The 21381-nt window shown below is 71.7% G+C and carries 21 protein-coding genes and 1 tRNA gene; 12 read left to right on the plus strand and 10 right to left on the minus strand.

The window, feature by feature from the left end; all coding sequences use genetic code 11:
- Positions 1–1163 (plus strand): aldehyde dehydrogenase family protein (locus V7793_RS15640; protein ID WP_336006851.1); only part of this gene is annotated, 1163 nt, incomplete at its 5' end.
- 63 nt (positions 1164–1226) lie between these two features.
- On the plus strand, positions 1227–2321 hold the full coding sequence (locus V7793_RS15645; protein WP_336006852.1) for a zinc-binding dehydrogenase: 1095 nt from the start codon (positions 1227–1229) through the stop codon (positions 2319–2321).
- A 31-nt stretch (positions 2322–2352) separates the two neighbouring features.
- On the opposite strand, the gene V7793_RS15650 is transcribed toward V7793_RS15645, so the two are convergent.
- The 5 genes from V7793_RS15650 to V7793_RS15670 form a co-directional block, all read right to left on the minus strand.
- Positions 2353–2901: a DUF2165 domain-containing protein gene (locus V7793_RS15650; protein ID WP_336006853.1), complete on the minus strand. Its 549-nt coding sequence runs from the start codon at positions 2899–2901 to the stop codon at positions 2353–2355.
- Between the two features lie 82 nt (positions 2902–2983).
- Entirely contained in the window at positions 2984–4216 is a 1233-nt protein-coding gene (locus tag V7793_RS15655; protein WP_336006854.1) for an acyl-CoA dehydrogenase family protein, read from the minus strand.
- Positions 4217–4221: 5 nt separating this feature from the next.
- Positions 4222–5253 (minus strand): phosphotransferase family protein, encoded by a 1032-nt coding sequence (locus V7793_RS15660; RefSeq protein ID WP_336006855.1) that lies wholly within the window; start codon positions 5251–5253, stop codon positions 4222–4224.
- Positions 5254–5398: 145 nt separating this feature from the next.
- On the minus strand, positions 5399–6343 hold the full coding sequence (locus V7793_RS15665; protein WP_336006856.1) for an MBL fold metallo-hydrolase: 945 nt from the start codon (positions 6341–6343) through the stop codon (positions 5399–5401).
- 132 nt (positions 6344–6475) lie between these two features.
- Positions 6476–6916, minus strand: a complete 441-nt coding sequence (locus V7793_RS15670) for a MarR family winged helix-turn-helix transcriptional regulator (protein WP_336006857.1) — start codon at positions 6914–6916, stop codon at positions 6476–6478.
- Positions 6917–7075: 159 nt separating this feature from the next.
- On the opposite strand from V7793_RS15670, the gene V7793_RS15675 reads away from it, so the two are divergent.
- Both V7793_RS15675 and V7793_RS15680 read left to right on the plus strand, forming a co-directional pair.
- Positions 7076–8569 (plus strand): MFS transporter, encoded by a 1494-nt coding sequence (locus V7793_RS15675; RefSeq protein ID WP_336006858.1) that lies wholly within the window; start codon positions 7076–7078, stop codon positions 8567–8569.
- 19 nt (positions 8570–8588) lie between these two features.
- Positions 8589–9515 (plus strand): NADP-dependent oxidoreductase, encoded by a 927-nt coding sequence (locus V7793_RS15680; protein ID WP_336006859.1) that lies wholly within the window; start codon positions 8589–8591, stop codon positions 9513–9515.
- Positions 9516–9976: 461 nt separating this feature from the next.
- Here the strand turns inward: V7793_RS15680 and V7793_RS15685 are convergent, their stop codons facing one another.
- Both V7793_RS15685 and V7793_RS15690 read right to left on the minus strand, forming a co-directional pair.
- Positions 9977–10492 (minus strand): NUDIX hydrolase, encoded by a 516-nt coding sequence (locus V7793_RS15685; protein WP_336006860.1) that lies wholly within the window; start codon positions 10490–10492, stop codon positions 9977–9979.
- Between the two features lie 18 nt (positions 10493–10510).
- Entirely contained in the window at positions 10511–11395 is an 885-nt protein-coding gene (locus tag V7793_RS15690) for a DMT family transporter (protein ID WP_443057916.1), read from the minus strand.
- 393 nt (positions 11396–11788) lie between these two features.
- Here V7793_RS15690 and V7793_RS15695 point away from each other — a divergent pair, with 393 nt between their 5' ends.
- Both V7793_RS15695 and V7793_RS15700 read left to right on the plus strand, forming a co-directional pair.
- Positions 11789–12772 carry a hypothetical protein gene (locus V7793_RS15695; protein WP_336006862.1) on the plus strand — a complete coding sequence of 328 codons (984 nt, stop codon included), beginning with the start codon at positions 11789–11791 and terminating at the stop codon, positions 12770–12772.
- Positions 12773–12879: 107 nt separating this feature from the next.
- Positions 12880–14412, plus strand: coding sequence for an APC family permease (locus tag V7793_RS15700; RefSeq protein ID WP_336006863.1), 1533 nt, complete (start codon positions 12880–12882; stop codon positions 14410–14412).
- A gap of 82 nt (positions 14413–14494) precedes the next feature.
- On the opposite strand, the gene V7793_RS15705 is transcribed toward V7793_RS15700, so the two are convergent.
- Positions 14495–14905, minus strand: a complete 411-nt coding sequence (locus tag V7793_RS15705) for a (2Fe-2S) ferredoxin domain-containing protein (RefSeq protein WP_336006864.1) — start codon at positions 14903–14905, stop codon at positions 14495–14497.
- A gap of 193 nt (positions 14906–15098) precedes the next feature.
- Positions 15099–15827, minus strand: a complete 729-nt coding sequence (locus V7793_RS15710) for an XRE family transcriptional regulator (protein WP_336006865.1) — start codon at positions 15825–15827, stop codon at positions 15099–15101.
- A 248-nt stretch (positions 15828–16075) separates the two neighbouring features.
- Between V7793_RS15710 and V7793_RS15715 the strand changes: the two genes are divergently transcribed.
- From V7793_RS15715 to V7793_RS15725, 3 genes are all read left to right on the plus strand, one after another.
- On the plus strand, positions 16076–16294 hold the full coding sequence (locus tag V7793_RS15715; protein ID WP_336006866.1) for a DUF7848 domain-containing protein: 219 nt from the start codon (positions 16076–16078) through the stop codon (positions 16292–16294).
- Between the two features lie 254 nt (positions 16295–16548).
- On the plus strand, positions 16549–16998 hold the full coding sequence (locus V7793_RS15720) for a glycine-rich domain-containing protein (protein WP_336006867.1): 450 nt from the start codon (positions 16549–16551) through the stop codon (positions 16996–16998).
- A 70-nt stretch (positions 16999–17068) separates the two neighbouring features.
- Positions 17069–17713: a class I SAM-dependent DNA methyltransferase gene (locus V7793_RS15725; RefSeq protein ID WP_336006868.1), complete on the plus strand. Its 645-nt coding sequence runs from the start codon at positions 17069–17071 to the stop codon at positions 17711–17713.
- Positions 17714–18274: 561 nt separating this feature from the next.
- Here the strand turns inward: V7793_RS15725 and V7793_RS15730 are convergent.
- Positions 18275–18362 (minus strand) — tRNA-Leu (locus tag V7793_RS15730).
- 232 nt (positions 18363–18594) lie between these two features.
- On the opposite strand from V7793_RS15730, the gene V7793_RS15735 reads away from it, so the two are divergent.
- From V7793_RS15735 to V7793_RS15745, 3 genes are all read left to right on the plus strand, one after another.
- Positions 18595–19938 (plus strand): M20/M25/M40 family metallo-hydrolase, encoded by a 1344-nt coding sequence (locus V7793_RS15735; RefSeq protein WP_336006869.1) that lies wholly within the window; start codon positions 18595–18597, stop codon positions 19936–19938.
- Positions 19939–20079: 141 nt separating this feature from the next.
- Entirely contained in the window at positions 20080–20313 is a 234-nt protein-coding gene (locus V7793_RS15740; RefSeq protein WP_336006870.1) for a chaplin, read from the plus strand.
- A gap of 155 nt (positions 20314–20468) precedes the next feature.
- Positions 20469–21381, plus strand: a 913-nt coding sequence (locus V7793_RS15745) for a chaplin (RefSeq protein WP_336006871.1), incomplete at its 3' end; no start/stop codon positions are given.

Raw genomic sequence — 21381 nt, forward strand, 5'->3', positions numbered from 1 at the left:
CCACCGTCACGGCCGAGCTCGGCGCGCCCACGGGCTTCGCCACGCGGGTCCACACCGGGCTGCCCATCGCCGTCGCAGGCTCCTACGCCGAGCTGGCCGCGAGCCACCCCTTCGAGGAGCGGATCGGCACCTCGACGGTGCTGCACGAGCCGGTGGGCGTCGTCGGCGCCATCACGCCCTGGAACTACCCGCTCCACCAGATCGTGGCCAAGGTGGCCCCGGCGCTGGCCGCGGGCTGCACCGTCGTCCTCAAGCCCGCCGAGGACACCCCGCTGACCGCCCGGCTCTTCGCCGAGTGCGTCCATGCGGCCGGGATCCCCGCGGGTGTCTTCAACCTCGTCACCGGGCTCGGCCCGGTCGCCGGCCAGGCGCTCGCCGAGCACCCCGGCGTCGACCTCGTCTCCTTCACCGGCTCGACGGCCGTGGGCAAGCGGATCGGCGCGATCGCCGGTGCGGCCGTCAAGCGCGTCGCCCTCGAACTGGGCGGCAAGTCGGCGAACGTCATCCTGCCGGGAGCGGATCTCGCCAAGGCCGTCGCGGCCAACGTCGCCGACGTGTGCCGTAACACCGGCCAGTCCTGCAACGCCCTCACCCGTACGCTCGTCCACGCCGACCAGTACGAGGAGGCCGTCGCCCTCGCGGCGGCGGCGGTCGCGGAGTTCGTGCCGGGCGACCCCACGGACCCCGGGGTCCGGGTCGGCCCCCTCGTCAACGCCGAGCAGCACGCGCGCGTGCGCGGCTACATCGACCGGGGCATCGAGGAGGGCGCGCGCCTCGTGGCGGGCGGTCCGACCGTCCCGGAGGGCCGGGACAAGGGCTACTACGTCGCCCCGACGGTCTTCGCCGACGTCACCCCCGAGATGACCATCGCCCGGGAGGAGATCTTCGGCCCGGTCCTCTCCTTCCTCAAGTACGAGGACGAGGAGGAGGCCCTCCGGATCGCCAACGGCACCGTCTACGGGCTCGCCGCCGCGGTCTGGGCCGCCGACGAGGAGCAGGCCGCCGCCTTCGCGCGGCGCCTGGAGGCCGGGCAGGTGGAGGTCAACGGCGGCCGGTTCAACATCCTGGCGCCCTTCGGGGGCTACAAGGAGTCGGGCGTCGGCCGCGAGCTGGGCGTCCACGGCCTGGGGGAGTACCTGCAGACGAAGTCGCTCCAGTTCTGACCGGCTCCCGGTTCTGACCCGCTCCCGCTTCCGACCGGTTCCCGCCGCAGAAGGAGGAATGGCATGGTCCGCGCCGCCGTACTGCCCGCCGTGGGTGCACCGCTGCAGATAGCCGAGATCGACCTGCCCGCGCCCGGCCCCGGCCAGGTGCGGATCCGCCTCGCGGCGGCCGGGGTCTGCCGCTCCGACCTCTCGCTCTCCAACGGGACGCTGCGCCAGCCCGTGCCCGCCGTCCTCGGCCACGAGGGCGCGGGCCGGGTCACCGCGGTCGGCGAGGGGGTGACCCATGTGGCGCCGGGCGACCTGGTCGTCCTCAACTGGGCCCCCTCCTGCGGCGGCTGCCACTTCTGCGGGCTCGGCGAGCCCTGGCTGTGCGCGGGCTCCGCGGCCGCCGCCACGCTGCCCTACGCGAGCCTCGCCGCCGACGGCAGCGCGCTCTACCCGGGCCTGGGCACGGCCGTCTTCGCCGAGGAGACCGTCGTCCGGGCGGACGCGGCCATCCCGCTCCCCGAGGGGATCCCGCCCGTGGAGGCGGCCCTGCTGGGGTGCGCGGTGCTCACCGGCTACGGCGCGGTCCACCACTCCGCGCGGGTGCGGGAGGGAGAGTCGGTCGCGGTGTACGGCGTGGGCGGCGTCGGCCTGGCCACCTTGCAGTCCGCGCGGATCGCCGGAGCCGGCACGATCGTCGCCGTGGACGTCTCCCCGGAGAAGGAGGAGCTGGCCCGGGCCGCCGGCGCCACCGAGTTCGTCGTCGCGAGCGCGGACACGGCCAAGACCGTCCGGGGGCTCACCGGAGGGCAGGGCGCGGACGTCGCCGTCGAGTGCGCCGGGCGGGCCGACGCGATCCGTACGGCCTGGTCCTCGACGCGCAAGGGCGGCCGCACCACCGTCGTCGGCATCGGCGGCATGGACCAGCAGGTGACGTTCTCCGCGCTGGAGCTGTTCTACTTCGGGCGGACGCTCTCGGGCTGCGTCTACGGCAACAGCGACCCGGCGAAGGACCTGCCCGTCATCGCCGGGCACGTGCGCGCCGGGCGCTTCGACCTGTCCGCCCTGGTGACGGCCCGGATCGGCCTCGACGGCATCGCCGGTGCCTTCGAAGCGATGCTCGCGGGGCGCGGCGGGCGGTCATTGGTGGTGTTCTCCGAGGAGGCGTAGCCGGGCGGCGGTTCCCCGGGGGCTGAAGCCGTCAGCCCCCGGGAGAGGTCCACTGCGCCGACGGCAGGTGGATCAGCACGAGCACGAACCCGGCCACCACGAAGTTCCGCTCGGCGGCCTGCAGGCCGTTCCACTTCTGGGACTGCCACATGGCGAACCACTCGCCGCCGATGCCGATGAAGCCCGCCCCGAACAGCAGCAGGACCATCACCAGCCCCAGCGTGCTCACCTGCCGCGCACGCCGGTAGCCGGTGCCCCACCCCGTGAGGCCGCGCGCCCACAGGACCGCACCGGTCACGAGCACGGCGGCCGCCAGCGCCTCCCAGAGGATGATCGCGACGTAGGCGATGTCCTGCAGGGTGCGGTCCGTGACGGCCCGCCACATCAGGTCGTCGTCCTTGAAGGTGGTGTCCATCGCCAGGACGTGGCGGACGAACTCCCGGTTCGTGCCGAAGTCGGTGACGTTGCCGAAGGCCACGAGCGCCATGTAGAGCGCGACGGTCGCGGTGAGGGCGGCCGCCGCGAACGGCAGCCCTCCCAGCCGCACGGCGCGCCTCGGTCCGTTCCACCTGGTGGCCATGCGATACCCCCGGTCCGCCGCCGCACGTACGGGCTACGTCTGCCCGCTTGTGCGGCCGGTACGCGGGGGAAGGCCTTCCGCGCTAGCGGTACCGCCGCAGCTCCCGCCGCGCCAGCGACCGCTGGTGCACCTCGTCCGGACCGTCGGCCAGGCGCAGCGTCCGCGCCGCGGCCCACAGCTCAGCCAGCGGGAAGTCCTGGCTCACGCCGCCCGCCCCGTGCAGCTGGACCGCCTGGTCGATGATGCCGGCGACGGTCCGCGGGGTGGCGATCTTGATGGCCTGGATCTCGGTGTGCGCGCCGCGGTTGCCGACGGTGTCCATCAGCCACGCCGTCTTGAGCACCAGCAGCCGCAGCTGCTCCACGGCCACCCGTGAGTCGGCGATCCACTCCTGGACGACGCCCTGCGCGGCCAGCGGCTTGCCGAACGCCGTACGGTCCAGCGCGCGCCGGCACATCAGCTCGATCGCCCGCTCGGCCATCCCGATCAGCCGCATGCAGTGGTGGATGCGGCCCGGGCCGAGGCGTGCCTGGGCGATGGCGAAGCCGCCGCCCTCCTCGCCGACGAGGTTCGCCGCGGGCACGCGCACGCCGTCGAAGAGGACCTCGGCGTGGCCGCCGTGGTAGTGGTCCTCGTAGCCGTAGACCCGCATGGCGCGGCGGACCTGCAGGCCCGGCGTGTCCCGGGGGACCAGCACCATCGACTGCTGCCGCCGCGGATCGTCCCCGTCCGGGTCGGTCTTCCCCATGACGATGAAGATCTCGCAAGCGGGGTTCATGGCACCGGAGATGTACCACTTGCGGCCGTCGATGACGTACTCGTCGCCGTCGCGCACGATGCGGGTCTCGATGTTCGTGGCGTCCGAGGAGGCGACGTCCGGCTCGGTCATGGCGAACGCCGACCGGATCCGGGCGTCCAGCAGCGGCTCCAGCCAGCGCCTGCGCTGCTCCTCGGTGCCGAACTGGGCGAGCAGCTCCATGTTCCCGGTGTCGGGGGCCGCGCAGTTGAGGGCGGTGGGGGCCAGCTGCGGGCTGCGTCCGGTGATCTCGGCGAGCGGCGCGTACTGGAGGTTGGTCAGCCCGGTGCCGTAGTCCCCGTCGGGCAGGCTGTGCTGGTTGGTGAAGAAGAGGTTCCACAGCCCCCGCCGCCGCGCCTCCTCCTGGAGCTCCGTGACGACCGGCGGCGCCGTCCACGGGTCGGCGAGCGCGGCCCGCTGCTGCTCGGCGACGGCCTCGGCCGGGTACACGTGCTCGTCCATGAACGCGAGCAGCCGCCCGCGCAGTTCCTCGGTGCGGGCGTCGAATGCGAAGTCCATGCCGGTCAGCCCTTCCGCAGGGTGGCGAGTCCGTTGTCGATGAAGAGCGGGACGAGCTGCCCGATGCGGTCGAAGCCCGCGCCGACGGTCTGCCCGAGGGTGTAGCGGTAGTGGATGCCCTCCAGGATCACGGCGAGCTTGAAGTAGGCGAAGGCCGTGTACCAGGGCAGGGCGGAGACGTCGCGGCCGGAGCCGGCCGCGTAGCGCTCGACGATCTCGGCGGGGTCGGGATGGCCGGGCGCGTTGCGCGTGGTGCTGATGGGGGAGCCGGGGACGGGCTCCTGCTCGCTGTACATCACCAGCAGGCCGAGGTCGGTCAGCGGGTCGCCGAGCGTGGACATCTCCCAGTCGAGGACGGCCCGCACCGAGTCGTCGTCGCCCACGAGGACGTTGTCGAGGCGGAAGTCGCCGTGCACGACCGTGGGCGCGGGGGAGACGGGCAGGGCCCCGGCCAGGGCGGAGTGCAGCGCGTCGATGCCGGGCAGCTCGCGGTTGCGGGAGGCCTCCAGTTGCTTGCCCCAGCGCCGCAACTGCCGCTCCAGGAAGCCGTCCGGGCGCCCGAAGTCCGCGAGCCCGGCCGCCTCCGGACCGACGGCGTGCAGGTGGACGAGCGTGTCGGCGAGGCCGAGCACGACCCGCCGGGTGCGCTCGGGCCCGATCGCGGTGAGCTGCGCGGCCGTGCGGTAGGGCGTGCCTTCCACGAACTCCATGACGTAGAAGGGCGATCCGAGGACGCTCTCGTCCTCGCACAGCAGCACCGTTTCGGGCACCGGGACCGCGGTCGGGCGCAGGGCGCTGATGACCCGGTGCTCGCGCCGCATGTCGTGGGCGGTGGCGAGTACGTGCCCGAGCGGGGGACGGCGCACCACCCAGCGGCCGGTGCCGTCGGTGACGGAGTAGGTGAGGTTGGACCGGCCCCCCTCGATCAACTCGGCCACCAGCGGCCCCTGTACGAGTCCCGGACGCTCTCGCTCCAGATGCGCGCGCAGCCGGTCCGGGTCGAGTCCCGGGGGGTTGTTCCTGCCGGTCGGGCTCATCGAATGCTCCTCCACGCGTCGTCGGACCCGCCGCCGGGCGGTCCCGGATCATCATGCCGACCAGTCGGTATGGCGTCCAGGGTGCGACGGGGGGCGACGGGTTCGACGGGTACGACGGGTGCGAGGAGGCGCCGGTCGCGAACGCCTACGCGTGGCAGGACATCGGTCGCCCGCCGTTCATCGTCGTCATGTCGGCGATGACGGCCGGCATGTCGAGCGGCGCGGCCAGGGGGCGGTCGCCCTCCAGCTCGGCGTAGGCGCGGTGCAGGTTGGCCACGAGGCGCTCGCTCTCGCGCAGTTGGGCGAACTCGCCGAGGTCGGCGCGGCGGGCGGCCTCCAGCGGGGTGCGGCCGGCGGCGTGCTCGGAGCGGGCCAGCTCCTGCAGCCAGTGGAAGTAGCGCTCGATGACGTCGTAGACGCCGGCGTCGGTGACGGGCCCGTGCCCGGGCACGACGGTCTCGGCGCCGAGGCCGCGCAGCACCTCCAGGGAGCGCAACGAGCCCTCCAGGGAGCCCATGAGGAGGAAGGGCGTGCCGCCGTTGAAGACGAGGTCGCCGGTGAAGACGACGCGGTGCTGCGGCAGCCAGGCGATGGTGTCGCCGGTGGTGTGCGCCGGGCCCGGGTGGATCAGCTCGACCTCGGTGTCGCCCACGTGCAGCGAGAGGCTGTCGGTGTAGGTGACCTCGGCGGGCGTGATCCGGACGTCGCCGTACTCGACCCAGGGCCAGATGCCGTGCAGCTGCAGGCCCGCGGCGAGCGTCTCCCGGCGGCACTCGCGGTGGCCGACGACCGTCGCCTCCGGGAAGACGCAGTTGCCGTAGGTGTGGTCGCCGTGGTGGTGGGTGTTGACGATCGTGGAGGGCAGGGGGGCACCGGCGCCGGTGACGGCGTCGCGCAGCAGCCGCGCGCGGCGCTCCGTCGCGGCGGTGTCGATCAGCGCCGTCCGGCCGCCGCCGGTCACGATGCCCGCGTTGTTCAGGCACCAGCCGCCGTCGGGCTGGACGAACGCCGTGACCCCGGGGGCGAGGCCGACGGTGTAGGGCTCGGTCGGCTCCGCGCCGACGGGCGCGACCGGGCTCGTGCTGGACATGGATGACCTCCCCTTGCCGCCGCGCGGGGTGCGCGGATCGGACTGCCCGTCAGAATACGGGCGCGGGGGGAGAGGCCGCGGAGGGTGTCGGCCGGGGAGCCGTGGGGCTCCCGGCCGGGCGCCCCGGACCCGTCAGCCGCGCTGGTCCGTGCCCGGGCGCAACCGCTCCAGCAGCCCGTACAGCGTGGCGCGCTCCTCCTCGTCGAGGGTGTCGAGCGCGCTGTGGGTGGCCTGCATCTCGGCGCGCACCCGGCGGATGGTCTCACGGCCCTCGTCGGTGGCGACGACGTTCTTCACCCGCCGGTCGCCCGGGTCCGGCTCGCGGCGCACCAGGCCGCGGGCCTCCAGGCGGTCCACGATGCCGGTGACGTTGGAGGCGTCGCACACCAGCAGGGTGGCGAGGCCGCGCATCGGAACAGGCCCCTTGAGCTGGGCGAGGAGCTTCGCCTGGACGGAGGTGAGGCCCTGCCGGGCAGCGGCGGCGGCGAAGTCCTGCCACTGGGCGGTGCCGAGCGCGGCCACGAGCTCCAGGAGCTGGGCCTTGGTCGGGGGCGGGGAGGCGGTGCCGGTCATGGTTCGAGTGTACTCAAGAGCTTCATGACTTAAATCATTAACTTGACTACCTTAAATATCTCGGCCTACGGTGGGCGAGTTGCTTGATTGCCTCAAGCATCCATGTTCTGAAGCAATGTCCCGAAGCAACGCTGAGCCACCCGAAGGAACACCACCCCCATGTCCTCCCCAGCGCCCGCAGAGCGGGGCACCCAGCGCAACGAGACGGTGATCGTCTTCGCCCTGAGCCTCGCCGCCATGGTCGTCTCGATGATGCAGACCCTGGTCGTGCCGATCCTCGGCCTCATCCAGGACGACCTGCACACCACGCCCGCGAACGTCAGCTGGGTCACCACCGCGACCCTGCTCTCCGCCGCCGTCTTCACCCCGCTGCTCGGCCGCTTCGGCGACCAGCACGGCAAGAAGAAGACCCTGGTCGCCGTGCTGGTCGTCATGGTCGCCGGCTCCGTCCTCGCCGCCGTGACGCACTCCCTGCTCTGGCTGATCGTCGGCCGCGTGCTCCAGGGCGCCGCCACCGCGATCTTCCCGCTGGCGCTGTCCGTGCTGCGCGAGGAGGTGCGCCCGGCCAAGCTGCCCGGCGCCATGGCCATGGTCAGCGGCACCCTCGCCTTCGGCAGCGGCCTCGCACTGGTCGCCACCGGCCTGCTCACCTCCGGTGACGACCCCGACTACCGCAGCGCCTTCTGGCTGGCCACCGGCCTCGCCGCGCTCGCCCTGATCGCCGTCGCCGCCCTCGTCCCCGCCACCCGGGAGACCACCGGCGGCCGCACCGACGTCCTCGGCGCGCTCACCCTGGCCGCCACCCTCGTCCTGCTCCTGCTGCCCATCACCCAGGGGCACGAGTGGGGCTGGTCCTCCGGCCGGACGATCGGCTGCTTCGCGGGCGCCGTCGTGATGGCGGCGGTGTGGACGCTCGTCGAGCGCAAGGTGCGCGAGCCGCTGGTCGACATGAAGATGTTCGCCCACCGCCCGGTGCTCTTCGCCAACATCGCGGGCCTCCTCGTCGGCTTCGGCTCCTTCGCCCTCTTCATCGGCGTCTCCTACCTCGTCCAGATGCCGGAGAAGATCGCCGGATACGGGTTCTCGGCCAGCGTGCTGCGCGCCTCCGTCGCGTACCTGCTGCCCAGCACCATCGTCTCGCTGCTCGCCGCGCCCATCGGCGGCCAGCTCGTCCGCCACAAGGGCCCCCGCCTGGTCCTGCTGCTCGCCTCCCTCATCGGCACCGCCGGCTTCGTGTGGATCGCCCTCGACCACGAGCACACGCTCTCCGTGGTCGCCGCCGGGATGTTCGTCGGCGCCGCCATCAGCTTCGGCTACGCCGCCATGCCCGCCGTGATCGTCGCGAGCGTCCCGCACCACCAGACGGGCATCGCCAACGGCATCAACTCCATCTCCCGCTCGACCGGCAGCGCCATCGGCAGCGCCATGATCACCACGGTGCTGGCCTCCAAGAGCCTCGAACACCTGCCGCCGGGCGCGCCCAAGCTGCCCGCCGAGAGCCAGTTCACCCTCACGTTCGTCATCGCCGGCACGGCGTTCCTGCTGGTCGCGCTCGTCGCCGGGCTCGGCCTGCGCACGATCCGCGCCCGGCGCACCGAAGTGGCGGGGTCCGCCCCCGCGGCGGACGCTGAGACCGCACCCGCCTCCGCCTGACCCTGCTAGGAGCACCATCATGAAGGCCATCAGCTACCGCAGCTACGGAGGACCCGAGGTCCTCGAGTACGGCGAGCGGCCCGACCCCAAGGTCGGACCCGACTCCGTCCTGGTCAAGGTCAAGGCCGCGGCGGTCAACCCCGTCGACTGGAAGGCCCAGGCGGGCTACCTCGAACCCGCCCTCGACGCGGTCTTCCCCGTCATCCCCGGCTGGGACATGGCCGGCGTCGTGGTCCGGCCGGGCGCCGACGCCCCCGAATTCGCCGAGGGCGACGAGGTCATCGGCTACGTCCGCGAGGACGTCCTCTCCCGCGGCACCTTCGCCGAATACGTCGCCGCGCCCGTGCGGACCCTCGCCCGCAAGCCCAAGAACCTCACCTTCGAGCAGGCCGCCGGGCTGCCGCTGGCCGGGCTCACCGCCTACCAGGCGCTGGTCAAGGCGCTCCGGGTGTGGGAAGGCGAGACCGTGCTCATCCACGCGGCGTCCGGCGGCGTCGGCGGCATGGCCGTCCAGATCGCGCGGCACTTCGGCGCGCGCGTCATCGGCACCGCCAGCGAGCGCAACCACGACTACCTGCGCTCGCTCGGCGCGCAGCCCGTCGCCTACGGCGAAGGGCTCGCCGAGCGGGTCCGGGCGCTCGCGCCGCAGGGCGTCGACGCCGTGCTCGACCTCGCCGGCGGCGAGGCGCTCACCGCCTCGCCCGCACTGCTCGCCCACGGCGGCCGCCTCGCCTCCATCGCCGACCCGGCCGTCCTCGGCCTCGGCGGCCGCTACGTCTTCGTCCGCCCCGACGCCTCCGACCTCACGGCCCTCACGGACCTGGCCGAGAGCGGCGCCCTCACGGTGGAGGTGGCGAAGGTCTTCCCCCTGGCCCGCACAGCAGAAGCCCAACGCCTCAACGCAGAGGGCCACACCCGAGGCAAGATCATCGTCACGATGGACTAGCCGGGGCGGCACCCGGCGGTGCCGCTTCTGATACGGCTCGGGGTACCGGGCAACGACGGGCACCCTGCCCCCACCACAGCGGCGAGCGACCTCGTGGCGGGGGTTCGGCGGTGCCGCCCCGGCGGGGGTACCGCCGGGCACGATCCCCCCCCCGCCGCAGCGGCGAGCAACCCCCGCGGCGGGACCCGGCGGTGCCGTCCCGGCGGGTGGGGCGGGTCTGACGGTACGCCCGGCGATGCCTGCCCTAGGCGTAGCTCGGAGCGGTCGGCATTGCCGGGCACCCTGCCTCCGCTGCAGCGGCGAGCAACCCCCGCGGCGGGGCCCGGCGGTGCCGTCCCGGCCAGTGGTGCGGGCCCGGCGGTGGCGCTCCCGTCGGTGGTGCGTGGTCGGCCGCTACGCCGTGGCGGCCGGGGCACACCGCCAGCGAGGGGGACGGGCCTCGCCGGTCAGGCGCCCCCGCTTCAGCGCGCGCGCAACCGCCGGTACGCCTCCAAGCCGTCCGGCACCCACTCCCACTCCCCGAGGCGCTCTTCCAGCTCCTCCTCGGAGAGGAACGCGTGCCAGGCGACCTCCTCCGCCTGAGGCCGCACCGGCGACTCGCAGCGGACCTCGTACACCGCCGACCACCACGAGCCCCCCGGCCCCTCGTACAGGAAACGGAACAGCGGGGCCGGGGCCGGCAGGCCCCGGACGCCCAGTTCCTCCCCGGCCTCCCGCAGCGCCGCCTCGTCGTACGTCTCGCCCGCCCCGACGACCCCGCCCACGAACATGTCGTACCGCGAGGGGAAGATCAGCTTCCCGGGCGTGCGCCGGTGGACGAAGATGCGCCCCTCCGCGTCCCGGGCGAGCACGAACACGCAGCGGTGGCGCAGCCCCAGGGCGTACGACTCGCCGCGCGCGGCCTGCCCCACCACCCGGTCCTGCTCGTCGACGATGTCCAGCAGCTCGTCCGCCGGCAGCGGTGTCTGATCGCTCATGCCCCCATGAAACCAGCGTCAGTGCGGCTGGAGGTCGCGCACGCGGTCGAATTCCGAGCTGCCCGACGGCATGGCAGGGTGCCGCCCGATGAGCACGATGCCGACCACGATGGCGACCAGCCCGGCGGCCTCCCAGGCCAGCGCGGCGGGCGAGGTGTGCAGCCGGTCGCCGAGGAAGCCCACGCCGCAGGCGATCCCCGCGAGCGGCTGGGCGGCGGTCAGCGCGGGCAGGGACAGCCGCAGCGGTGCCGTCTCGAAGGCGCTCTGGACGAACACCAGCGCCGTCACGCCGAGGACGAGGACCCCGTACGGCTGCCAGCTCAGGAAGAACGTGGTCCAGCCGTGCTCGGAGAGCCGTTCGCCGCTGACGCGCGTGAGGGCGTCCTGGACGCCGTAGAGCAGCCCGGCGGCCACTCCCAGGAGCGGCGCCTCGACGCTCATCCGCACACGCTTGGAGATCGCCGCCATCGCGAGCGCGCCGCCCAGCATCACCCCGATGACCAGCCAGTGCCGCAGCGGATCGGTGACGGTGGCGCCGCCGTGCGGCCGGCCCGCGAGGATGAACGCCGCGACGCCGCCGGCCAGCAGCCACAGCCCGCCCCAGCCCGTACGGCCCAGGGGCTGGCGGGTCTGCCGGCGGGAGAGGGCCATGGCGAACAGCAGGTTCGTCGCGAGCAGGGGTTCGACCAGCGACACCTCGCCCTGGTTCAGCGCGATCGCGCCGAGCACCATGCCGCACACCATCATCCCGATGCCGGCCCGCCAGCGCGGCATCCGGACCAGGTCGAGCAGCAGCCGCAGGGAGAGGAAGTCGCTCATCGGGGCCCGCTGCGCGGCGTTCTGCTGGAGGACGAAGCCGATGCCCAGGCAGCAGGCCGCGCTCACGGCGAAGGCGAAGACCAACACGTCGCGCACCTCAAGACCACTCGGTCGTCGGGGACTTGACAGAAAAACGATAGCCGCCTTGTGGGCGTGTGACGGCCGGGTACCCCTCTTTCGGGAGGCCATCCCCTCCAACGGTCGACACCGCTTGGGAGTACCCCCGGGTCGCTCGAACTGTTGTTCTTCGGCAAGTTGTGCCCATTGGGGTATTCGTGGGCAGGGCGTCACGGTCCGGAGGGGGTGAACGCCGGTAACCGGAACTGACGGCTTGTGAGTTGATGAAGCGTCAGCCCCAAGATCGGGTCTTGACTCGGAGCCGTGACTACCGCTTTGCTGTGCGTGACTGACATGGATGAATGCGGACGCCCCGACCCGGCGGCCGGAGGGGACGTACGCCGTGGAGGAAGCCCGCAGATGACGCCCCCGCCCCCCCTTGGGAAAGCGGCCCGGGCTGCCCGCTCCCGGAGCAAGGACGGAGTGACCTTCGACCCCGCCCTCGACGACGCCGAACTGGCCACCGTCCGTGACGCCCTGGCGCGCGGCCGCTGGACGGAGGCCCGTAACCTCCTCGCCGAGACCGGCGACGACTGGGACCGCCGCGGCCACCGCCTCGTCGTCCTTGCCGAAGGCCCCTCCAGCGTCGCCTGGGCCCGCGAGTGGCAGCTCGCCGAGCCCGACAGCCCTGACGCCGCCGCCCTCCTCGCCTGCGCCACCGTCTTCCGCGCCGTGAGCGGCAAGGACAGCCCCGAGGCGGCGCGCACCGCCTGCCTGACGGCCGCCAGGATGGCCCCCGCCGACCCGTCCCCCTGGCTCGCCGTCCTCATCCTCGCCCGCCGCACCGGCACCGACGACGAGCGCGTCCGCGCCTTCGACCAGGTCCGCGCCCGCCACCGCGACCACCACCACGCCCACCACCTCATGGCCGCGTGCCTGGCCGAGCACCAGAAGGGCGACCGCGACGACCCCCTGCACGAGGTCTACGACTTCGCCGCCTGGGCCGCCGAACAGGCGCCCGCGGACTCGCCCTTGGCCGTGCTGCCCGTCGTCGCCCACGCCGAGCGCTACCGCGTCCTCGCACGCGCCGGCGTCGAGCCCGGCGACCCGGCCCGCTCCGGCCACTGGACCAGCCGCCGCGCCCGCCAGGTGATGAAGGCCGCCTTCGACTGGTGGCTCGAATGGGACGTCGACGACAACGCCGCCGGCAGCGCCCACCCCCGGCGCAAGGCCGACCTGAACTACCTCGCCCACGCCAAGCTCCACGAAGGCCGGCTCGCCGAGGCGGCCGCCCTCCTCACCCGCATCGGCCCGCACGCCACCCGCGCCCCCTGGTCCTACCCCGACCGGGACCCCGCGAAGGCCTTCCGGGCCGCGCGCCGCGCCGCCCTCGGCTCGGCCTGACCGGCTGACCGGCTGACCGGCTGACCGGCTGACCGGCCTGACGCCGCCCGGCCGCGCGCATCCCCTACGATCACCCCCCGCTCACCCATGGGAAGGACCACCCCGCCATGACGACGGGCACGACGAGCGAGATCAGCACGTTCAAGGGGCAGGACAGACGCCTGCGCGCCGACCGCATAGGCCTCGCCGGCCTGCTCCTGTCGGTCGTCGCCGCCAGCGCGCCCCTGATGGTGACGGCGGGCGTCATGCCCACCACCTACGGGACGATGGCCATCGTCGGCCAGCCCCTGCTGTTCGTCATCCTCGGCGTGGTGCTGACCCTCTTCAGCTTCGGCTACGCCGAAATGAGCCGGCACGTCCACAACGCCGGCGCCTTCTACGCCTACATCGCCCGCGGCCTCGGCGGCACGGCCGGCGCCGCCGCCTCCGTCGTCGCCCTCGTCGCCTACAGCCCCATGCAGTTCGGCATCTACGGCATCTTCGGCTACGAGCTCTCCGGCCTGCTCGACAAGCACCTCGGCCTCGCCGTCGCCTGGTGGGTCCCCGCCCTCGCCGCCGTCCTCGTCGTCGGCGTCCTCGGCTGGCTGAAGATAGACCTCAGCGCCAAGGTGCTCGGGGTCCTGCTGCTCATCGAGTGCGTGATGGTCGTCGCCTTCGACTTCGCCGGCCTCGCCGACCCGGGCCCCCAGGGCGTCTCCCTCCACGCCTTCGACCCCACCACCCTCGGCGGAGGCGGCCTCGGCACCGCCCTGTGCTTCACCATCGCGGCCTTCGTCGGCTTCGAACAGGCCGCCGTCTACGCCGAGGAGACCAGCCGCCCGAACGTCGTCGTCGCCCGCGTCACCTTCCTCGCCGTCGGCTTCGTCGCCCTCTTCTTCGCCTTGAGCTCCTGGGCCCTCAGCGTCGCCGCCGGACCGGACTCCATCGTCGGCCTCGCCCAGGAGAAGGGCCCGAACCTGCTCTTCGCCCTCACCGAGGAACGGCTCGGCAGCACCTTCACCGACGTTATGCACGTCTTCTACGTGACCGGCATGTTCGCCGCGATGCTCAGCTTCCACAACGTCGTCGCCCGCTACGCCTTCGCCATGGGCCGCGAGGGGCTGCTGCCCGCCGCCGTCGGCCGCACCTCCCGCGCGAGCGGCGCCCCGGCCCACGGCTCCCTGCTGCAGAGCGCCGTCTCGCTGATCGCCGTCCTCGTCTTCGCCGTGACCGACGGCCGCCCGCACGGCGACCCGACCGCGCCTGTCCTGCGCCTGTTCACCTGGAGCGGCAACGTCGGCGCCCTCGGCATCATCGTGCTGATGGCCGCCGCGTCCGCCGCCGTCATCGCTTTCTTCGTCCGGCGCGGCGCCGCGCGCACGCAGGCGCCGCGCCTGATCGCCTCCGGCGTCGCCGGGGCCGCCCTCGTCATCATCGCCGTGTACGCGGTCAAGGACTTCGACGTCCTGCTCGGCGCCGACCCCGGATCGCCCCTGCGCTGGATCCTGCCCGGCACCATCGGCGCGGCCGTTCTCGCCGGCATCGGCTTCGGCGTCGTCCTCAAGTACCTGCGCCCCGCGGTGCACGGCAGCATCGGCCTCGGCAACGAGGCGTTCCAGCTGGAGAAGGCGGCCTCGGCGGCCGGACCGCGCGGGGACTGACGAAGGGCGGGCGGACGGGGGAGCGGAAAAAGGAGGGGCGAGGAAAAGGAGGGGGGAACGTAAGGAGGAGCGGCCCGCGGGCCTACTCCTCCACGCCCTTCCCCACCCGCCGCGACACCGTGAACGCGTACAGGTCCAGCACCCCGGGCGGCTCCGCCAGCCCCGGCCCGCCCGCCCGTATCCAGTCCGCCACGTCCGCGAGCACGTCGTCGTCGTTGACGAGCCCGAGCCACACGGGCCGCCCGCCGGCCGCCCGCCCCGCCGCCGACGGCTGCACGACCACCACGTTCGCCTGGTCGCACACGTCCAGGCACTCGGAGGCCCGCACCTGAGCGGCATCGCCCAGCGCCTTCCGCAGCCGCGGGATCTGCCCGGCGTGGTCGACCCCCGGCACCTTCCGCGGATCGCCGCAGCAGCAGCCGCGGCAGACGGTGACACGGCAAGGGGCGGAGGCGGTTGCCGGCTTCGGGCCGCGGGAGTGGTTGGTGATCATCAGCCAGATGATACGCACGGGCCCCTGCGGCCCGGCCGCCGTGGGAGAAGGCCCTGCGCGGCGTCCGAACCACGGCCGGTTCAGGCTTCGCCGGGACAAGAGCCGGGACGAGGGGCCGGGAAAGCGACCGGAAAACGGCACGGGAAGCAGCGGTCATGTGACCAACAGCGCCAGCGTAGGCAGAAGCAGAGGATCACCTGACAGGTCGGCCGCGTTCCCAGAGCTCCTCACAGTGCTCCGCGAAGCGGTCGAACAGACCGCCGTCCTGGAGCTTGCGCAGGTGCAGCATGGGCGAGTCGTGGCCGACCAGGCGGGCTAGGTGAGGTGTGACCAGTGCCTGATCATCGAATCGGAAGACCGACAGGCCGACGTGGTTCGTGGCGTCCTCCTCCGAGGAGAAGCGCACCTCCAGACCGGAGAGGTCGGGCAGCTTGGCCAGCTCGTCCAGGCTGATACGGATGCGCGTGGACACCTTGAAAGCCACGTCCTCGATGCCTTCGCGCTGCTGAGTCACTCGGCCGTCAGGGTCACCGAGCAGGAACCGTACGCGGCATCCTGCCTCAACCTTCGCCCGAAGCGTGGCATGGAACGCGGGCTGCTCGATCCAGAAGAAGTAGTTCGTGTAACCAGCGAGGGTGATGTTCTGCGTGCTGTCGCCGATGAGCTGCCGCCAGACAGAGGACGGGCACGCCGAACGGTATGGATAGGCCGAGATGACCTCTCGGTCCGGGCCAGTCTTCATGACCGCCCCTACTGCCTTGGGCCACAGCACCGCTTCATCAACTCCCAACACACCTGACGCGTCCACGCGATTTCGCGCGTGCGGGATCAGCTCCTCATCTGCGATCCATCGTTCCACCGTCTTGGTCGTCACACCTACGCGGGTGGCCAGTTGACGGGCTGACAGGTTCTTGTCGGCCATAGCGTTGCGAAGGGATAAGTTCAAGGCCTCTCCCTCAGTCGTTTGGGCGTTCTTGACGCTATCGGCCGGAAGGCCGCTACGTCTGTCGAACGTCCGTGGAAACGTCCACGAGGGCGGCCGATGCTCCGAGCATGGAGACGGCCGAAGAGACCGAATCGAACGCCAGCCAGGGAAGCGCGAACGTTGGTAAGAGGGTTGCCAGCGCGCCCAGGCCGGGACCTGAGGGCGAGCGCGCCCTGCCTCGTGCCGTGCTCAGACAGGCCGACTGGACCGTCCAGCCCGACCATGAACCGGACGCCAAACCGCACACCTACGCCCAGGAATGCGACTTGTGTGGTGAGGGCTCCGCCCGTAGCACCGACCAGGAGTCCGGAACGCTCTGGATCTTGGAGCACGTCAGGACTAGCCCGTCGCACCACTTCTACAAGCAGATCGTCAAGCGCCCGTTCCGCACGTGGATGAGGTAGCCGTGATCCGACGCGCAATCCTCCGATGGGCCGGGTTGATCTACGCAGTGACCACCGTCGCCGCTGTGGTGCTCGTGGTCCCGCTCGCGATTATCAGTAACCCGAATCACCACTGACTCCTGCCTCTCCCTGAGCGAGGTTGAGACACGCCTCGGCGGAGAGCAGGCAGGCCCCATACCCCCGGCGGCCGGGCGACCGAGCCGACCGGGTCGGCAAGTGCAGTGCACCACTCCGACAGGAGAAGGAGACGCACGATGGCAACAGCAGTCGAAACCCGGAACCCCCGGGCCTGTGTGGCCCCGGACGTCTGGGAGCGTGCGGTACGGCTCATCATGCGTGACCACGAGATGGACCGGGGTCTCGCCGATCGCACGTTCAGTCAGACCGTCGCCTACCTCGTAACGTCCGGCGAGTGCCGCGACGTTCGCATGGGGCCGGCTCCGAGCGTCGACCTCGGTGTTCACTCGTTCGTGCTCGACACGATCAACTACACGGCCTTCTGCATCGCGGTCGCCGGACACTACATTCACCACGTCCCGCACCTCCCTCAGGAGAACGGCAGCCAGCCGCCGTCGCTGAGGGAGACCGTCCAGGCGATCAAGAACGCCGGGTTCGCCATCGATCACGAGCTGTGGAACGCCAGCAAATCCGACTGCACTCAATGCCACGCCGGGTGCACCGATAGCCCGGTCGGCGGCAAGTAACAGCACGATCCGCTAGGTGAGGTGGCTCCCCTCGGGACCGGGGGGAGCCATCACGCGTGAAAGGAATCGCATGGAAGCAGTCACCGCAGCGTGGGAACGGTACGCGGCAGGCAGAACGCCCAGAAGAGCCAGGAACGCCGCTGGGGCCACTACGTGGCTGAACTGGACTCAGTACCCGGATCACGGCCCTGACGAGTCCCTACTTGGACCAATTCAAGGGCGCCGCGTGCTCGAACTCGGGTGCGGTACAGGCTGCAACCTTGCTCACCTTGCGACACTAGGGGCCGAGTGCGTGGGTATCGACGTTGCACCCAGCCAAGCAGCTAAGGCAGAGGCACGCTGGGGAAGTCTTTCCGGCCTCACGTTCCAAACAGCGGAGGCGACAGAGTTTCTGGCCGACCACCCCAACAGCTTCGACGTGGTGCTGTCGATCTTCGGACCTGTGTGGTTCACGGACCCGGCAATGCTCCTGCCGTTGGTAAGACGGAGCCTGGCTGCTGGCGGCGTCTTCGCCTTTTCTCACAGGCCAGCCCAGCCTGTCCGGAGACCGAGAGGACCGCTCCGGGACGCACGGGCAGTGACCCGTTGGGACCACTCTCTTCACGAGTGGGTCAGCTTGTTGTCGTCGGCCCGCTTCACCAACATCACAGCAGACATCATTGATCCCCCGACCAGCGCATCTGAAGGAACGCTGGTTGTACGTGCAGAGACGTAACGAGCGGGCTCGGCCCCAGGTGGACGACAAGAACCCCGGCCAGTTCTGGCCGGGGTTTCTTCGTCTGCTCAGAGGAGCGCACGGAACGGGTTGTCAGTCAGAGCCAGAGCGGGCGACCGCTTCCCGGGGGCCGGGCCAGGGGCCGGAATGGTGGCGGGGCGGTAGGCGTCGATTCGGACAACCGTGGCGCGGCTCTCCTCACGCTCCGCGCTGGCCGGCTGCGGCTCCGCGTAACGAAAAGCGTCCCGGTCCTGGTCACTGTCCGCGCTCGCCGGCTGTCGGTCCGGGTGACGGGAAGTGTCGCCAGAGAGCGTGAAAACGGTGGCCGGGCGGCCGGTCTTCCCCGACCGGTCCACGGCGACGGTGACTCCGGGCAGTGCCTTGACCTCCGCTGCGGTCGCCCCCACGTACGGGAGCACTTGAGAGGACATGGCCCGGCCGCCGTGCATCTCGATGCGGGCGCGGACCTTGTCGGCGAGGCTGAGCGGTTGCCGCTTCGTGCCCGTTGGTCACGCCACTGCCCAGAAAAGCAAAAAACCCCAGATGAACTGGGGTCTTAGCTGGTGTCCGAGGGGGGACTTGAACCCCCACGCCCGATAAAGGGCACTAGCACCTCAAGCTAGCGCGTCTGCCATTCCGCCACCCGGACTAGGTGTTTCGTCTTCCGGGCCGCTGCCCTTCCGACGAGGAAAACAATACCAAAGATCTGGGGGTGCTCGATCACGTGGCCGGGGGAGCGGCTCCCGGTGGATGTGGCGGGCGGATGTCGGCAGCATTGCGGCCTTGGGCTGCGGCGGCCGGAGAGAGAGGATGGCGGAGGACCCACGCCGTGGGCCGCCCTCCCCGGGGCGGCCCACGGCAGCGAACCAGGAGGAGGCAGCGTGAGCGAGTCGAAGCCGGCCGGGGCCGGGGCGGGCAAGGGCGGCAGGGGCGGCGAGGACGAGGTCGTCGACCTGTGCCGCGATCTGATCCGGATCGACACCAGCAACTACGGCGACCACTCCGGGCCGGGCGAGCGCGCCGCCGCCGAGTACGTGGCGGAGAAGCTCGCCGAGGTCGGGCTCGAACCGCAGATCTTCGAGTCCCACAAGGGACGCGCCTCGACCGTGGCGCGGATCGAGGGCGAGGACCCCTCCCGGCCGGCGCTGCTCATCCACGGCCACACCGACGTCGTCCCGGCCAACGCCGCCGACTGGACCCACCACCCCTTCGCGGGCGAGATCGCGGACGGGTGCCTGTGGGGCCGCGGCGCGGTGGACATGAAGGACATGGACGCGATGACCCTCGCGGTCGTCCGCGACCGCATGCGCACGGGCCGCAAGCCCCCGCGCGACGTGGTGCTCGCCTTCCTCGCGGACGAGGAGGCCGGCGGCGTCTACGGCGCGCGCCACCTGGTGGACAAGCACCCCGGGCTCTTCGAGGGCGTGACCGAGGCGATCGGCGAGGTCGGCGGCTTCTCCTTCACGGTCAACGAGAACCTGCGGCTCTATCTGATCGAGACGGCCCAGAAGGGCATGCACTGGATGCGGCTCACGGTCGACGGCACCGCCGGCCACGGCTCGATGACCAACAAGGACAACGCGATCACGGAGCTGTGCGAGGCGGTCGGCCGGCTGGGGCGGCACGAGTTCCCGGTCCGGATGACCAAGACCGTGCGCTCCTTCCTCGACGAGCTCTCCGACGCCCTCGGCACGCCGCTCGACCCCGAGGACATGGAGACGACGCTCGCCAAGCTCGGCGGCATCGCCAAGATGATCGGCACCACGCTCCGCAACACCGCCGCCCCGACCATGCTGGGCGCGGGGTACAAGGTCAACGTCATCCCGGGGCAGGCCACGGCGCACGTCGACGGAAGGTTCCTGCCGGGTTACGAGGAGGAGTTCCTGGCCGACCTCGACCGCATCCTCGGCCCGCGGGTCCGGCGCGAGGACGTGCATGCGGACAAGGCGCTGGAGACGAGCTTCGACGGCAAGCTCGTCGACGCCATGCAGTCGGCCCTGAAGGCGGAGGACCCGATCGCGCGCGCCGTGCCGTACATGCTCTCGGGCGGCACGGACGCGAAGTCCTTCGACGACCTGGGCATCCGGTGCTTCGGTTTCGCGCCGCTGCAGCTGCCGCCGGAGCTGGACTTCGCGGGCATGTTCCACGGCGTCGACGAACGAGTGCCCCTGGAGGGCCTGAAGTTCGGCGCACGTGTTCTCGACCGCTTCCTCGATCAGTGCTGAAATCGCATCTAAACTCCGTAAATTTGTGCCGAGTTAACCGTAACGAGTGAATGATCTGAGGGTTGCGTAGCCCGATTACCTCCTCGTCGTTACAGGTGTGCGGTCCGCGGCTGGGACCGCATTGCCAACAAGGAGGAATCCATGATCAAGAAGGTCGTCGCTTCCGCGGCCGTTACCGGTGGTCTCGTGCTCGCGGGTGCTGGCCTGGCCGCTGCGGACTCCGGCGCCCAGGGGGCCGCCGTGAACTCGCCCGGCGTGGTCTCCGGCAACGTCATCCAGGTTCCGGTGCACGTGCCCGTGAACGCCTGCGGCAACTCGATCAACGTCGTCGGGCTGCTCAACCCCACGTTCGGCAACACCTGCGTCAACGACTGACGTCGTGCCTCAACCCGTAAGGGTCTGACATGGGCGGCTCCGGAGTGACTTGCGTGCACTCCGGAGCCGCCCGGGCTTTCGACACGTAAGCATGTGGGCACTTTGTCCCTATTGCTGGCGTGTATCCGTATAGCGCAAGCAGAGAGGCAGGACTCATGCGACAGGTCACGAAGAAGGGCCTGATGACTGCAGCGGCGGCGAGTGGCGTACTCGCGGCCGTGACCGGCGGCTACGCCCAGGCGTCGTCCGGGGCCGGTGGCCACGCGTCGAACTCGCCCGGTGTGGCCTCGGGCAACACCATCCAGGTGCCGGTCCACGTGCCGGTGAACGCCTGCGGCAACACGGTGAACGTGATCGGGGCGCTCAACCCGGCCTCGGGCAACACCTGTGTCAACGGCGGGCACCACGGTGGCGGACACCACGGCGGTGGGCACCACGGCGGCAAGGGCAACGGCGGCGGCAACCACGGGCACGGCGGTTCCGGTGCCCACGGCGCCAGCACCGACTCGCCCGGTGTGGCCTCGGGCAACACCATCCAGGTCCCGGTGGACGTGCCGGTCAACGCCTGCGGCAACAGTGTCAACGTCGTCGGCGTGGGCAACCACACCACGGGCAACAAGTGCGCCAACGTGGACGAGGGCGACGGTCACGGCTGGCCGGGCCACCCGGGCAAGCCTGGTCACCCGGGCAAGCCCGGTCACCCCGGCGGGCACGACGGCACCCACAAGCCGCCGCACCACAACCCGCCCGGTGGGGACCACGGCCACAAGCCGCCGACGGACGACTCGTCGGACCACCAGAAGCCGGGCGGTCACACCCCGGGCAAGGACAAGCCGGCCACCCACGTCTCCGCCGGGCACAAGCCCGCGCGGACGGACGCCGCGCACACCCCCGCCCCCGAGGTGAAGGGCGAGCACAAGGCGGCCCCCGCCGCCGTCGCCGCGGCCACCGGTCCGGCGGCCAAGGCCGTCGAGCTCGCGCACACCGGCGCGGGCCAGCTGGGCATGGCCGGCGCCGCCAGCGCCGGTCTGCTGCTCGGCGGCGCGGTCATCTACCGCCGCGCGCGTG

The sequence above is a fragment of the Streptomyces sp. KLMMK genome (assembly GCF_036961605.1).
GTDB classification, from domain to species: domain Bacteria; phylum Actinomycetota; class Actinomycetes; order Streptomycetales; family Streptomycetaceae; genus Streptomyces; species Streptomyces telluris.

Coding starts and splice junctions, on each gene's coding strand:
- V7793_RS15720 (WP_336006867.1), top strand. CDS start 16,549: ATGGCAACAGCAGTCGAAACCCGGAACCCCCGGGCCTGTGTGGCCCCG.
- V7793_RS15725 (WP_336006868.1), top strand. CDS start 17,069: ATGGAAGCAGTCACCGCAGCGTGGGAACGGTACGCGGCAGGCAGAACG.
- V7793_RS15705 (WP_336006864.1), bottom strand. CDS start 14,905: ATGATCACCAACCACTCCCGCGGCCCGAAGCCGGCAACCGCCTCCGCC.
- V7793_RS15655 (WP_336006854.1), bottom strand. CDS start 4,216: ATGGACTTCGCATTCGACGCCCGCACCGAGGAACTGCGCGGGCGGCTG.
- V7793_RS15685 (WP_336006860.1), bottom strand. CDS start 10,492: ATGAGCGATCAGACACCGCTGCCGGCGGACGAGCTGCTGGACATCGTC.
- V7793_RS15700 (WP_336006863.1), top strand. CDS start 12,880: ATGACGACGGGCACGACGAGCGAGATCAGCACGTTCAAGGGGCAGGAC.
- V7793_RS15660 (WP_336006855.1), bottom strand. CDS start 5,253: ATGAGCCCGACCGGCAGGAACAACCCCCCGGGACTCGACCCGGACCGG.
- V7793_RS15675 (WP_336006858.1), top strand. CDS start 7,076: ATGTCCTCCCCAGCGCCCGCAGAGCGGGGCACCCAGCGCAACGAGACG.
- V7793_RS15670 (WP_336006857.1), bottom strand. CDS start 6,916: ATGACCGGCACCGCCTCCCCGCCCCCGACCAAGGCCCAGCTCCTGGAG.
- V7793_RS15680 (WP_336006859.1), top strand. CDS start 8,589: ATGAAGGCCATCAGCTACCGCAGCTACGGAGGACCCGAGGTCCTCGAG.
- V7793_RS15695 (WP_336006862.1), top strand. CDS start 11,789: ATGACGCCCCCGCCCCCCCTTGGGAAAGCGGCCCGGGCTGCCCGCTCC.
- V7793_RS15650 (WP_336006853.1), bottom strand. CDS start 2,901: ATGGCCACCAGGTGGAACGGACCGAGGCGCGCCGTGCGGCTGGGAGGG.
- V7793_RS15645 (WP_336006852.1), top strand. CDS start 1,227: ATGGTCCGCGCCGCCGTACTGCCCGCCGTGGGTGCACCGCTGCAGATA.
- V7793_RS15740 (WP_336006870.1), top strand. CDS start 20,080: ATGATCAAGAAGGTCGTCGCTTCCGCGGCCGTTACCGGTGGTCTCGTG.
- V7793_RS15665 (WP_336006856.1), bottom strand. CDS start 6,343: ATGTCCAGCACGAGCCCGGTCGCGCCCGTCGGCGCGGAGCCGACCGAG.
- V7793_RS15710 (WP_336006865.1), bottom strand. CDS start 15,827: ATGGCCGACAAGAACCTGTCAGCCCGTCAACTGGCCACCCGCGTAGGT.